At 71.4% G+C, this 11999-nt stretch carries 14 protein-coding genes; 9 read left to right on the top strand and 5 right to left on the bottom strand.

From position 1 onward, the window contains the following. Positions 1-588: a DUF6529 family protein gene (locus ABGB12_RS03710; RefSeq protein ID WP_347674581.1), complete on the top strand. Its 588-nt coding sequence runs from the start codon at positions 1-3 to the stop codon at positions 586-588. Between the two features lie 65 nt (positions 589-653). On the opposite strand, the gene ABGB12_RS03705 is transcribed toward ABGB12_RS03710, so the two are convergent. Continuing rightward, a complete protein-coding gene (locus ABGB12_RS03705; protein WP_347674580.1) occupies positions 654-1079 on the bottom strand; it encodes a Rieske (2Fe-2S) protein in 426 nt (141 codons plus the stop codon). Between the two features lie 94 nt (positions 1080-1173). Here ABGB12_RS03705 and ABGB12_RS03700 point away from each other — a divergent pair, with 94 nt between their 5' ends. Next, a complete protein-coding gene (locus tag ABGB12_RS03700; RefSeq protein WP_347674578.1) occupies positions 1174-2142 on the top strand; it encodes a LysR family transcriptional regulator in 969 nt (322 codons plus the stop codon). A gap of 28 nt (positions 2143-2170) precedes the next feature. Here the strand turns inward: ABGB12_RS03700 and ABGB12_RS03695 are convergent, their stop codons facing one another. Further along, positions 2171-3862 (bottom strand): ABC transporter ATP-binding protein, encoded by a 1692-nt coding sequence (locus tag ABGB12_RS03695; RefSeq protein ID WP_347674576.1) that lies wholly within the window; start codon positions 3860-3862, stop codon positions 2171-2173. A gap of 2 nt (positions 3863-3864) precedes the next feature. Next, positions 3865-5574, bottom strand: a complete 1710-nt coding sequence (locus tag ABGB12_RS03690; RefSeq protein ID WP_347674574.1) for an ABC transporter ATP-binding protein — start codon at positions 5572-5574, stop codon at positions 3865-3867. A 147-nt stretch (positions 5575-5721) separates the two neighbouring features. Here ABGB12_RS03690 and mshB point away from each other — a divergent pair, with 147 nt between their 5' ends. The 5 genes from mshB to rraA all read left to right on the top strand — a co-directional run bounded on the left by mshB (position 5722) and on the right by rraA (position 9242). Then, positions 5722-6573, top strand: a complete 852-nt coding sequence (gene mshB / locus ABGB12_RS03685) for an N-acetyl-1-D-myo-inositol-2-amino-2-deoxy-alpha-D-glucopyranoside deacetylase (RefSeq protein ID WP_347674572.1) — start codon at positions 5722-5724, stop codon at positions 6571-6573. 6 nt (positions 6574-6579) lie between these two features. Continuing rightward, a complete protein-coding gene (locus tag ABGB12_RS03680) occupies positions 6580-6972 on the top strand; it encodes a DUF6113 family protein (protein WP_347674571.1) in 393 nt (130 codons plus the stop codon). Beyond that, on the top strand, positions 6947-7444 hold the full coding sequence (locus ABGB12_RS03675) for a flavin reductase family protein (RefSeq protein WP_347674570.1): 498 nt from the start codon (positions 6947-6949) through the stop codon (positions 7442-7444). The genes ABGB12_RS03680 and ABGB12_RS03675 overlap by 26 nt, the downstream gene beginning before the upstream one ends. 84 nt (positions 7445-7528) lie before the next feature. Then, positions 7529-8725, top strand: coding sequence for an ornithine--oxo-acid transaminase (gene rocD, locus ABGB12_RS03670; RefSeq protein ID WP_347674568.1), 1197 nt, complete (start codon positions 7529-7531; stop codon positions 8723-8725). A gap of 25 nt (positions 8726-8750) precedes the next feature. Beyond that, positions 8751-9242, top strand: coding sequence for a ribonuclease E activity regulator RraA (gene rraA / locus ABGB12_RS03665; protein ID WP_347674567.1), 492 nt, complete (start codon positions 8751-8753; stop codon positions 9240-9242). 16 nt (positions 9243-9258) lie between these two features. Here rraA and ABGB12_RS03660 read toward each other — a convergent pair whose 3' ends face one another. After that, positions 9259-9483, bottom strand: a complete 225-nt coding sequence (locus ABGB12_RS03660; protein ID WP_347674565.1) for an EF-hand domain-containing protein — start codon at positions 9481-9483, stop codon at positions 9259-9261. A 14-nt stretch (positions 9484-9497) separates the two neighbouring features. Next, complete coding sequence (locus ABGB12_RS03655; protein ID WP_347674564.1) at positions 9498-10892, bottom strand: lysyl oxidase family protein; 1395 nt, start codon at positions 10890-10892, stop codon at positions 9498-9500. 219 nt (positions 10893-11111) lie between these two features. On the opposite strand from ABGB12_RS03655, the gene ABGB12_RS03650 reads away from it, so the two are divergent. Next, positions 11112-11753 carry a Uma2 family endonuclease gene (locus ABGB12_RS03650; protein WP_347674562.1) on the top strand — a complete coding sequence of 214 codons (642 nt, stop codon included), beginning with the start codon at positions 11112-11114 and terminating at the stop codon, positions 11751-11753. Between the two features lie 45 nt (positions 11754-11798). Next, the gene (locus ABGB12_RS03645) at positions 11799-11954 is read left to right on the top strand and encodes a hypothetical protein (RefSeq protein ID WP_347674560.1); all 156 of its coding nucleotides are present in this window, start codon (positions 11799-11801) and stop codon (positions 11952-11954) included. Positions 11955-11999: the final 45 nt, after the last annotated feature.

Below are 11999 nucleotides of genomic sequence, written 5' to 3'. Positions count from 1 at the left end.
ATGGCCACCGCACCCCCGCCCGCTCCGCCGCCGTCCGCCGCCCAGGTTCCGCCCGCACAGGGCCCGTCGGCGGCCCTGCTGCTGGTCCCGCTGCTGGCGGGCTGCCTCGTCGCGGTCGCCCTCGGCGTCTACGGCAAGCTCCACGATCCGACGAGGGTCGGCGTCCTGCTCGCCGGCTTCTCCTCGGCGCCCGCCGCGAAGTCCTGGACCGCGACGGGAGCCGTCGTCTTCGCGGGCGTCCAGCTGCTCTCCGCGCTGATCCTGTACGGCAAGCTCGGCCCGGCGCCCGGGTGGATCGGGGCGGTGCACCGCTGGTCGGGACGGGCCGCCTTCCTCATCGCGATCCCGGTGGCAGTCCACTGCCTGTACGCCCTGGGCTTCCAAGCGGGCGACACCCGGGTCCTGCTGCACTCGCTGCTGGGCTGCCTGTTCTTCGGGGTCTTCACGGTCAAGATGCTCGGCCTGCGGGTGGAGCGGCTGCCCGGCTGGGCGCTGCCCGTCCTGGGCGGCCTGGCCTTCACCCTGCTGGTCGGGGTGTGGCTGCTGTCGTCCGTCTGGTTCTTCTCCACCAGCGGCTTCGTCACCTGAGGGCTCTTCGCCCAGGGGACCCCCGGACCGGAAGGCCCGGGGGTCCCCGCGTCTCGGGGAGCGGACTACTTGACGAGGACCAGATCGTCGCCGCGCAGCTCGACGGTGGCGGAGGGCAGGGGGCTGGACGCGGGGCCGCCTGCGACGGTCCCGTCGGCCACCTTGAACTTGCTTCCATGGCACGGGCACACGGCCTCGGCGCCTTCGATCTTGTTGACGGTGCACCCCTGGTGGGTGCAGACGGCCGAGAACGCGACGTACCGGCCCGCGGTCGGCTGGCTGACGATGACCTTGGCCTCGGGGAAGACCTTGGAGCCGCCGACGGGCACATCGGCGGCCTTGCCGATCACCTTGTCGGCGACCTCGCCGTCGTCCGCGGGGTCGGCCTTGCCGTAGACGCTGCAGCCGGTGGCGGCGAGGGCCAGCCCCGCCGCTCCGGTCGTCAGGATCGTGCGCCGGGAACTCACGTTCTCCATGATCGGGTCGCTCATGCTCCGAAGCCTGACACCTTCGGGGTCCTCGTGTCTGCATACCCGGAGGAACCGGTTCGGCGCTGTGGCGGACGGGTAAGCGACAATGGCGAGTGTGCAGCTCCAGCAACTGGCCTACTTCGTCGCGGTGGCGGAGATCCGCCACTTCACGCAGGCGGCCGAGTCGCTCGGCATCGCGCAGCCCTCGCTGTCCAAGCAGATCCGCTCGCTGGAGGGCGAGCTCGGCGCGCCGCTGTTCAGCCGGGCGCGCGGCAACATCACCCTCACCCCGGCCGGGGAGATCCTGCTCCCGCTGGCCAAACGCATCCTCGCCGACGTCGACACCGCGCGGCTGGAGGTGCGGGAGCTGGCCGGGCTGGTGCGCGGCCGGGTCCGGCTGGGCGCCACCCCGTCGCTGTGCGCGGGCCTCCTGGCCGACGTGCTGCGCCGTTTCCACGACGCCTACGCCGGCATCAGCCTCACCGTCGAGGAGGGCGGCTCCCGCGACCTGGTGCGCGAGCTGACCCGCGGCTCGCTGGACCTCGCGCTGGTCATCCTGCCGCTGGCCGAGGACACCCCGCTGGTGACCACCCCGATCCTGCGCGAGCACCTGGTCGTGGCGATGCCGTCGGACCAGCGTTCGCGGCGCTCCTCGATGGCCATCTCCGACCTGCGCGACCGGGACCTGGTGATGTTCCGTTCCGGTTACGACCTGCGCGACTCCACCATCGCCGCCTGCCGCCAGGCCGGGTTCGAGCCGCGTTTCGCGGTCGAAGGCGGCGAGATGGACGCGGTGCTGCGGTTCGTCGAGGTGGGCCTGGGCATCGCGGTGGTGCCCAGCATGGTGCTGGCCGGACGTCCCAGGCTGCGCGGCGTCCCGCTCACCATGGCGGACAACTCCGCGTCGGTCACCCGGCGGGAACTGCCGCCCCCGCCGGGGCTGCAGCGCACCATCGCGATCGCGCACCGCAAGGACGTCGCGCCCACGCACGCCGCCCGCGCCTTCCGGCAGATCCTGGAGGAGTTCCTGGTCGAGGCGGCGCGTGAGGAGACACTGCCGCCGGGCGTCCAGTACCTCTCCTGATCCGTCGGCTCAGGGCGGTCCAGCGTGATCAGGTGCCGTTCCAGGCGCGCCACAGCGCGGCGTAGGAGCCGGACAGCGCGAGGAGTTCGTCGTGCGTGCCGAGTTCGATGATCCGTCCGTCCTCGACGACCGCGACCCGGTCGGCGTCGTGCGCGGTGTGCAGCCGGTGCGCGATCGCGACGACGGTACGTCCCTCCAGCACCGCGCCGAGGGAGCGTTCGAGCTCCCGCGCCGCCCGCGGGTTCAGCAGCGAGGTGGCCTCGTCCAGCACCAGGGTGTGCGGGTCGGCCAGCACCAGCCGGGCCAGCGCGATCTGCTGCGCCTGGGCGGGGGACAGGACGGCGCCGCCGGAGCCGACCACCGCGTCCAGGCCGGGGCCGGACCAGCCGACGGCGTCCAGCGCGTTCCGCAGCTCGTCGTCGGAGGCGGGGCGCACCAGGGTGAGGTTCTCGCGCAGGGTCCCGCGGAAGACGTGGTGCTCCTGGGTGACCAGGGCGATCCGGTGGCGCAGCTCCTCCAGCGGCAGCTGTGCCAGCGGCACCGAGTCCAGCGTCACCGAGCCGGTGCGGGGCGCGTCGATCCCGGCCAGCAGCCGTCCGAGGGTCGACTTGCCGGCCCCGGACGGCCCGACGACCGCCAGCCGCTCCCCGGGCTTGAGGTCGAGGCTGACCCCGTGCAGCACGTCGCGGGTGCCGTAGGCGTACCGGACGTCCTGCGCCGACAGCTCCACCCCGTTCGGGACGTCGCCGTTCTCGCGGTCCTCGACGAGGTCGGCGACGCCCAGCAGCCGGGCGAGCGAGGCCCCGCCGAGCTGGAGTTCGTCCAGTTCCACCAGCAGCATCTCCAGCGGGTGCGCGAGCTGCTGGACGTACAGGGTCGCCGCGGTCACCTGGGCGAGCGAGACGTGCCCCTCCAGGTAGAGCCAGCCGCCGAACAGCAGGGTGAACGCGACCGGCAGCACGTAGCCCAGTTCCAGGGTGGGGTACCACAGGGTGCGCAGCCGCAGCGAGCGCCTCTCCATGCGGTAGCTGTCGGCGATCTGCCGGTCGGCGTACGCGCGGCGGTCGTGTTCGCGGCCGAGCGCCGTGACGGTCCGCGCGCCGCTCACCGTCTCGGTGAGCCCGTCGGCGATCTCCGCCCAGGCCGCGTTCTCGCCCAGGTAGACGTCGCGGGCGCGGGAGAGGTACCAGCGTGTGCTGAACACGAGCATCGGGACGACGAGCAGTGAGGGCAGCAGCAGCAGCGGTGAGGTCAGCGCGACCGCGCCGAGGGTGAGCGCGCCGATGATCAGGGCGATCAGCACTTGGGGCATGGCGTAGCGCACCGACCGGGTGAGGGTGTCGACGTCCCGGGTGGTGCGGGAGAGGAGGTCGCCCGTCCCGGCCCTCTCCACGGTGGCCAGCGGCAGCCGCAGCGTCCGGCTCACGAACTCCTCGCGCAGGTCGGCCAGGACCCGCTCGCCGAACCGGGCCGAGGAGGCGAACGCCTGCCGGGTGAGCACCGCCTGCAGCAGCACGAACAGGGCGATTCCCGCCGCGATCAGGTCGATCCGCCGGTGCGGGTCCTCCACCAGGCGGCCCAGCAGCCAGGGCGTCACCAGTCCGCAGGCGGCGGCCAGCCCGTGCAGGGCCACGGTGCGGGCCAGCGCGCCCGGGTGCCGCAGCACCAGGCGCTTGGCGTAGGCCTTGACCTCCGCGGAGGAGGCCACGGGCAACCGCATGATCACTCCCTGGAAGTCGGACGGTCGGGACGGGGAGCCGCGTGTTCGGGCTCCCGGGTGACGGCGGCCCGGTAGCCGGGGACGCGGGCCAGCAGGTCGCGGTGCTCTCCCTCGGCGGCGACGCGGCCGCCGGAGATCCAGACGACCCGGTCGGCCCGGTCCAGGAGCAGAGGGCTGGCGGTGAACACGACGGTGGTCCGCCCGGTTCGGTGCTCTCCGAGCCGTCCGGCGATCCGCGCCTCGGTGTGCGCGTCGACGGCGCTGGTCGGCTCGACCAGGACGAGCACCTCGGGGTCGGCGGCCAGCGCCCGCGCCAGCTTGAGCCGCTGCTGCTGCCCGCCGGAGAACTCGCGGCCGCCTTCGGCCACGAACCCCTCCAGGCCGACCGCCTCCACGACGTCCTCGGCGCACGCGTCCCGGATCGCCTCCCGAACCTCGGCTTCGGTCCCGGCGGGGGCCACCTCGGTGGCGAGGACGCCGGTGAACAGCCGGTCCTCGTTGCGGGCCACCAGGATCCGGCGGCGCAGGCCCGCCAGCTCGTCGAGCGGAACCCCGCCGTAGCGGGCGTCGCCGTCGGCGTAACCGCCCAGCCGGTCGGCCAGCGCCGGGGCCGCCTCCCCGGCGACGACCGCGGTGAGCAGGCCCGGCACGATCCGCAGCCCGGAATCCCCGTCGAGGAGCTCCCGCCCGTGCGGTTCGCGGGTGCCGTCTCCGGGGTGCTCGGGTTCCAGGTCGAGGATGCGGACGAGGCGGCCGGCCGCCACATGGGCCTTGGCGTAGGTCTCGGCGGTGTCGGCGAGCGTCCACAGCGGGTTCACCAGGAAGGCGGTGTAGCCGTAGCAGGCCACCAGCTGCCCCGCGGTGATGACGCCGTCGGCCGTGTAGCGCGCGCCCAGCCAGGTGACGGCCACCACCAGCAGCCCGGGCAGCAGCACGGCCGCGCCCTGCAGCATGGCGTCGGCCTCGCCGACGCGTTCCCCGGCCCGCCTGACCTCCTGGGACTCGGCGCGGAACCTGCGCTCGAACGGCTCCTCGCCGCCCAGCCCGCGCAGCACCCGCAGTCCCGCGACGAGGTCGGCGGCCCGGGTGGTCAGCTCTCCGGACAGCTCGCGCTGCACGGTCTGCCGGCGGTGCAGCGGACGCATCAGCGGGGCGCCGGCCAGCAGGATCAGCGGGACGCCGACCAGCACCACCAGCCCCAGCCGGGGCGTGGAGGACAACAGGACGACGGTCACCGCCGCGATCGCCGCCACCGAGCCCCCGGCGCGGACCAGGATCTCCATGGCGTTGCCGAAGCGGGAGACGTCGGCGAGGCCGACCGCGACGACCTCGCCGGTGGTCAGCCTCTTGGAGAGAGTCGCCCCCAGCCGGGTGGCCTGCCGGGTGACGAGCTGCAGGGTGCGGTAGGCGGCGTCCAGCCAGATGAAGACCGAGAGCCGGTGCCGCATCGGCCCGGCGAAGGCCTGGAACAGGCCGAGCAGCAGGACGAGCAGCGACCAGCGCAGCAGCGCGGAGCCGTCCCGGGCGAGCAGCCCGGCGTCGATGGCCCGGCCGATGAGGGCGGGCAGCATCGCCTGGGCGACCATCAGCGCGACGCTCAACCCGATGGCGGGGACGAGGTCGCGGGCCTGGACGCGCGCCAGCCATGCCAGGAACCGCCAGGGCCCGCGATGGTCGGGCGTCCCGGGATCGGAGACCGGCAGGGAGCGCATCCTCTGACGGTAAGTAACAAAGTGTTGACGATGCCATCCATTTTTTTCGCCCCCGTCCTGATCACCGCCGGTGGAGGAGGCGCCGGGCGACGGGCCGGGGCACCCTGGTAACCGGAGTGGTCCGTACCGCTGGTTACGCTGCTGCACATGAGCGATCGCCGCGTCCTGTTCATGCACGCCCATCCCGACGATGAATCGATCAATACGGGCGCGACCATGGCCCGGTATGCGGCGGAAGGCGCCCATGTCACCCTGGTCACCTGCACGCTGGGGGAAGAGGGCGAGGTCATCCCGCCGGAGTACGCCGCGCTGGCCTCCGACCGGGAGGACAGGCTGGGCGAGCACCGGATCTCGGAGCTGGCCGACGCCTGCGAGGCGCTGGGCGTCACCGACCACCGGTTCCTGGGCGGAGCGGGCCGCTGGCGGGACTCCGGCATGGCCGGCGTGTCCTCCAACGAGCGGCCCGGCGCGTTCTGGCAGGCCGACCTGGACGAGGCCACCGCCCAGCTCGAGGAGATCGTCCGCGACGTCAGGCCGCAGGTGATCGTCACCTACGACGACAACGGCTACTACGGTCACCCCGATCACATCCAGGCGTACAAGATCTCGTGGCGGACGTTCGAGAAGTCCCAGGGCACCGACTGGCAGATCGACAAGTTCTACGCCATCGCCATGCCGCGCTCGGTGCTGGCCCGTTCGGTGGCGGTGCTCAAGGCCAGCAGCCCGTTCCGCAGCCCCGGCAGCGTGGACGAACTGCCCTACGGCATCCCCGACGACCAGGTGACGACGGCCATCGACTGCCGCCCCTACCTGCCGCGGAAGCTCGCCGCGCTGGCCGCCCACCGCAGCCAGATCACCGTCGAGGGCACCCACTTCGCCCTGTCGAACAAGGTCGGCCAGCAGGCTTTCGGGGTGGAGTACTACACCAGGCTGGCGGGCCCGGAGGGGCCGCTGGGGGCGGACGGGCGTGAGAACGACCTGTTCGGCGGACTAACCTGAGCTTCCGTGAACAGGTCGGACAGTGTCCTCACGGGCGCACTTTACGGATTTCTCGCGCTGGGGGGCGTGTTCCTCGCCCTGATCGGCTCGTTCAGTTTCGGGCGCTCGCTCCTGACCGCCCTGGGCCTGTGCGCGCTCAACCTGGTGGCCTTCCGCGCCGCGGGCTGGGCGGCCGGCGGGCGCGGCGGCGCGATGATCCCCGCCGCGACCTGGCTCACCACCGCCGGAATGCTCTCGATGCCCCGCGCCGAGGGCGATGTGATCATCACCGGCGGAGCCAATGGAATGATCTTCCTGTTCGGCGGAGCCGCCGCCGCGCTGGCCGCCACCGCCCTCACCCCCGCCACCCGCTCCTGGCTGACCGGACTCCCCCATGACGCTCCCGCCCGATCCCACTGAGTTCCGCCGCGTGGTCGGTCGCTTCGCCACCGGGATCACGGTGGTGACGACCGTCGTGGACGGCGTCGACCACGCGATGACGATGAACGCCTTCACGTCCGTCTCGCTCGACCCGCTGCTCGTCCTCTTCTGCGTCGAGAAGAAGGCCCGCTTCCACAAGGTCGTGCTGGACGCGCCGACCTGGGCGGTGTCCATCCTGGGGGAGGGCTCCGAGGCCGCCTCCTCCTGGTTCGCCACCCGGGGCCGCCGGTGGGAGGACCAGATGGACGGCTGGGGCGTCCACCGCGGAGAGGCCACCGGCGCTCCCGTCCTGGACGAGGCCATCGGCGCGCTGGAGTGCCGCACCCACTCCGTCCACGACGCGGGCGACCACACCGTGGTGATCGGCGAGGTGCTGTCCGTCAGCACCCCGTCGGAGCGCGACCCGCTGCTGTACTACCAGGGCGCCTACCGCGGTCTCAGGAGCGAATGACCTCCCGGCCGCCGGGCCGGTAAAAAACGCATCATGAATCCCGCGCCCATTTCCGGGAGCGGCGGGCGGATTTAGCCTGAGTTCATGACGACCACTTCCGCCCGGTTGCTGGAGCTGTCCGAAGCACATTCGGCTCACACCTATCATCCGCTGCCCGTGGTGATCTCCCGGGCGGAGGGCGTCTGGGTGACCGATGTGGAGGGCCGCCGCTATCTGGACATGCTCTCCGCCTACTCGGCCATCAACTTCGGGCACGGGAACCCCAGGCTGGTCGCCAGGGCCAAGGAGCAGCTCGACCGGGTCACGCTCGTCAGCAGGGCCTTCGAGCACGACCAGTTCGGGCCGTTCGTGCGGGACCTGGCGGCACTGTGCGGCAAGGACATGGTGCTGCCCATGAACTCCGGCGCGGAAGCCGTCGAGACGGCGCTGAAAACCGCGCGGAAATGGGGTTACGAGGTCAAGGGGGTTCCCGCGGGGCAGGCCAACATCATCACTTTCCACGGCAATTTCCACGGGCGGACGACGACGATCATCTCCTTCTCCGACGACCCGGACGCCCGCGACTCCTACGGCCCCTACACGCCGGGGTTCCGGATGGTGCCGTACGGGGACGTCGAGGCGCTGCGCGCGGCGGTCGACGACGCCACGGTGGGCGTCCTCATCGAGCCGATCCAGGGGGAGTCGGGGGTCAACGTGCCGCCGCCGGGATTCCTGCGGGCGGTCCGCGAACTGTGCACCGAGGCCGGGGTCCTGATGATCGACGACGAGATCCAGGCGGGCCTCGGCCGGACCGGGCTGACGTTCGCGGCCGACCACGAGGACGTCGTGCCCGACGTCTACGTCCTGGGCAAGGCGCTGGGCGGCGGCATCACGCCGGTGTCGGCGGTGGTCGCGAACGAGGACGTGCTGGGGGTGTTCAAGCCGGGCCAGCACGGCTCGACCTTCGGCGGCAACCCGCTGGCGTGCGCGATCGGCCGGGAGGTCGTCGCGATGCTCCGGGAGGGCGTCTACCAGCGCAACTCCGCCGAGCTCGGCGCCTATCTGCACGAGCGGCTCGGCGGGCTGCCGGGCGTGCGGAGCGTGTCGGGGCGGGGCCTGTGGGCGGGGCTGAGCCTGGGGCGCGCGGCCAGGCCGGTGTCGGAGCGGCTGATGGAGCTGGGCGTCCTGGCCAAGGAGACGCACGAGACGATCCTGCGGCTGGCGCCGCCCCTGGTGATCACCAGGGAGGAGCTGGACTGGGCGCTGGAGCGGCTGGAGGCCGCGCTGGTCACGGGCCGATGAGCTACTGGTCGGTAGGATTCAGGTCATGACCTTCGCGACAGCAGACCTCATCGACGACTTCGACGCCGAACTGCTCAGCTGTGAGACCCAGTTCCGCCAGTACGGCGGCAATCCCGTCTTCAGCGGGCCCATCACCACGATCCGCTGCTTCCGCGACAACGGCCTGGTGAAGAGGACGCTGAACAGCCCCGGCAACGGGCGGGTCCTGGTCGTCGACGGCGGCGGCTCCCTGGCCTCCGCGCTGTGCGGCGACCTCATCGCCAAGGCCGCCGTCGACAACGGCTGGGGCGGCATCGTCATCCACGGCGCCGTCCGCGACACCGTCACCCTCGCCACGCTGCCGATCGGCATCAAGGCGCTGGGCTCCAACCCGCGCAAGAGCGCCAAGGACGCGGCGGGCGAGACGGACGTGCCCGTCACGTTCGGCGGCGTGGAGTTCAAGCCCGGCGACTGGCTCTACAGCGACTACGACGGCATCGTCGTCGCCGGGCGGGACGTGCTGGCGGAGACCGACTGACCGCCCGCCGCCGCGCCTAGTCGCTCGCGCCGGGCTGGAGCCGGCTCATCAGGGTGGAGAACTCCTCCAGGGTCAGCTTGCCGTCGAGGGTGAGATCGGCGGTCAGCATGATCTCGACCACCCGCGCGGTGCTGCCCTCCTGGCCGAGCGCGCGCATCAGGTTGCGCAGCTCGTCCATGTCGATGTAGCCGTCGCCGTCGGTATCGATCAGATCAAAAGTAGCTTTGTACTCATTCGTCACGGGGGCACCGTATCTCAGTGGCCCTTGATCGATCCGACTTTGGCGACTTCGACGGTCCGCGCGCCGCGCACACCGCCCAGCGTGACCTTCCGGAGGGAGGTGTTGTCGGCCAGGCTGGTCTCCACCAGGCGGCGGGCCGGGTTGGCGGTGACCTCGAGGTAGTAGACGCCGTTCGGGACGCGCGTGATGTCGAAGGACTGGCCGGGCAACGAACGCTCGTAGGTGTCGCCCGAACCGGCCTCCAGGACCTGGCGCACCGACACCGAGGTGTTCTCACCGCATGAACTGGACAGGTCGGTGTTCTCCGGCCGCCAGTTCGCGCCCTCGACCGTCAGGTCGATCTGGTCGGTGTTCGCGAGGCAGAACGCCTCCTTCTGACCCCGGACGACGCGCTTCCTGTCGGCGGACAGGAGACGGTAGGCGGCGAAGTCCTTGAAGTGCCAGTGCTCGTGGCCGTCCTTGGGGTCCCACTCGAACCCGCCCGTCTTCACGAAGCCCGCCTGGCCGCCGTCCGCGTCGTAGAAGTACTGGTAGGCGTCCATGACTTCCTCGCCGTCGCGGCGGAAGCCGTCGACGACGAGGCGCGACGGGCCCGCGTTCCACACCGTCGTGGAGAACCGCAGGTAGTCGCGCTTCTTGACGATTTGCCCGGCGTCGTTCTCCTTCGAGACCGTGACGTCCCAAGCCGGCAGAGCCCTCAGGTTCGGCTTCGGCCCTTCCGGAACCGTTGATTCGCCGGACGGGCGGCTCCCCGGCTCCGTACTTCCGTCCTTGGCGGCGAGTGTGACACGCCGCTCCGACCGCCCTTCGGCGTCGCGGACGGTCAACCGGACCGTCCGGGCCTTACCCGAGACGCCGAACAGCCTCCGGTACTTCCGCGCGACGGACACCTCGACGCTGTACCTGCCGGGTTTCAGGTCGGTGAGACGGTCGCCGACGGGTGTGACGGCGAGTGCCCAACCCCGCTGGACACCCCACACCGTGCCGAGCGTGAACGGGTGGGCCGGACACGACTCCGGATAGAGGTCGACCGGCGCGGCGTCGCGCCGGACACGGTTGGCGACGCCTGCCGGACAGAACTTCTGGGCGACCCGCTTCACCGTCCTGCCGCGCTTGTTCTTCACCTTGAGTTCGAGGAAGCCGGGCAGGCCGGAGAAGTCCTTCACCGGCCCGGACAGCCTCACGTCCCGGCTTCCGGCCCGCCGGTAGACCTCCGGAGGCCGGTCGTAGGAGGCGCGCTTCACGTGCAGTTCGAACCGCTCGTCGGCCGCGAGATAGACGCCGAGATCGAGCACCACGCCGGAATCGCCGGGGTAACGGTCGACGGTGACGCTTCCGGTGGCGGTGATCAGGCGCAGAGCCGGTTCGTCCGCCGAGACGGGAGCGGCGGGCAGCACGGTGGCGGCCAAACAGGAGAATCCAGCACAAAAGACACGGAACATGGTGACTCCGAGTGAGGGGAACGGGGGTATGGCTGAGAGTATCCGTCCGATCACTGCATGTGCGGAGAATTCGGGAGAACGCATGCGGCCTTCTCCTGTTCGCGCAGGTCCGTTGGCCGTTCATGACGATGAGTCGCCTATCGATGACCTAAAGTCATGGTCATGTTTCTCTTGAGGAGACGGACGTTGCTGCGGCACCCCCTCGCCTCGCCGGTCACCGCGCAGAGCCTGTACCGCGCGCTGGCCCTGCCCCGAGGCCGCATGGTCCTGTCCGAGGGCCGCATACGCGTCGACGGCGGCCGGGACGCCCGGACCCTCGCCGCCCGGCTGGCATGGGAACTCCCCGACGAGGTCCGCGTGGAGCTCTACGCCGACCGGATCGTCATCGCGGGAGAGCCCTCTCCCGAACACGACGCGGCGCTGGAGTACCTGGCGGAGCAGCTGGCCCCCTTCGCCGAGTCCCGCCAGTGGGCGGTACGGCGCGCACCGACCGTCCTGATGCCGCGCGGTCCCGCCTATGTGCGCCCCGACCTGGCGTTCCCCCGCGCCGGCTCGTCCTGGCCCGGGGAAGTCCTGCTCGGCTCCGACCTGGCCCTGGCCGTGGAAGTCGCCGCGGCCCCTGACCCGTCCGACGACAGAGACCTCAAACGCGCCTTCTACGCCTTGGCCGGCGTGTCCTGCTACCTGCTGCTCGACCTGCCCCGGCGCCAGACGGTCCTGTTCGACATCCCCTGCGACGGCGACTACCAGCAACGCTCCGCCGTTCCCCTGGGCGAATCCCTCCGGCTTCCCGACGGCCCCCTCCTGCGGACCGCCATACCCGACTGACCGGTTCGGCTGCGAAGAGTGCCCGGCTGGTCGCACAATGCACCCATGATGCGACTCCTCGTCTTCTGTTCCGTTCTGGCACTGGCGTCGACCACCGGCTGCGAGAAGGACCGGACGGAACCCGCCCCCGTCCCGTACACCGCGGTCCCGCAGACCCCGCCTCCCTTCGAGCAGCCCACGGCCCCCGTGTTCCAGCCGTGATCTCGCTGATACGGGAACTGCATCGATCTTGTGGCCTGGACGTGA

Source organism: Actinocorallia sp. B10E7, from assembly GCF_039871655.1.
Taxonomy (GTDB): Bacteria; Actinomycetota; Actinomycetes; order Streptosporangiales; family Streptosporangiaceae; genus Actinocorallia.
The sequence above is the reverse complement of the archived record's forward strand: the minus strand, read 5'-3'. Positions and strand labels throughout refer to the sequence as shown.

Coding starts and splice junctions, on each gene's coding strand:
- ABGB12_RS03710 (WP_347674581.1), top strand. CDS start 1: ATGGCCACCGCACCCCCGCCCGCTCCGCCGCCGTCCGCCGCCCAGGTT.
- ABGB12_RS03705 (WP_347674580.1), bottom strand. CDS start 1,079: ATGAGCGACCCGATCATGGAGAACGTGAGTTCCCGGCGCACGATCCTG.
- ABGB12_RS03695 (WP_347674576.1), bottom strand. CDS start 3,862: ATGCGGTTGCCCGTGGCCTCCTCCGCGGAGGTCAAGGCCTACGCCAAG.
- ABGB12_RS03690 (WP_347674574.1), bottom strand. CDS start 5,574: ATGCGCTCCCTGCCGGTCTCCGATCCCGGGACGCCCGACCATCGCGGG.
- mshB (WP_347674572.1), top strand. CDS start 5,722: ATGAGCGATCGCCGCGTCCTGTTCATGCACGCCCATCCCGACGATGAA.
- ABGB12_RS03675 (WP_347674570.1), top strand. CDS start 6,947: ATGACGCTCCCGCCCGATCCCACTGAGTTCCGCCGCGTGGTCGGTCGC.
- rocD (WP_347674568.1), top strand. CDS start 7,529: ATGACGACCACTTCCGCCCGGTTGCTGGAGCTGTCCGAAGCACATTCG.
- rraA (WP_347674567.1), top strand. CDS start 8,751: ATGACCTTCGCGACAGCAGACCTCATCGACGACTTCGACGCCGAACTG.
- ABGB12_RS03645 (WP_347674560.1), top strand. CDS start 11,799: ATGATGCGACTCCTCGTCTTCTGTTCCGTTCTGGCACTGGCGTCGACC.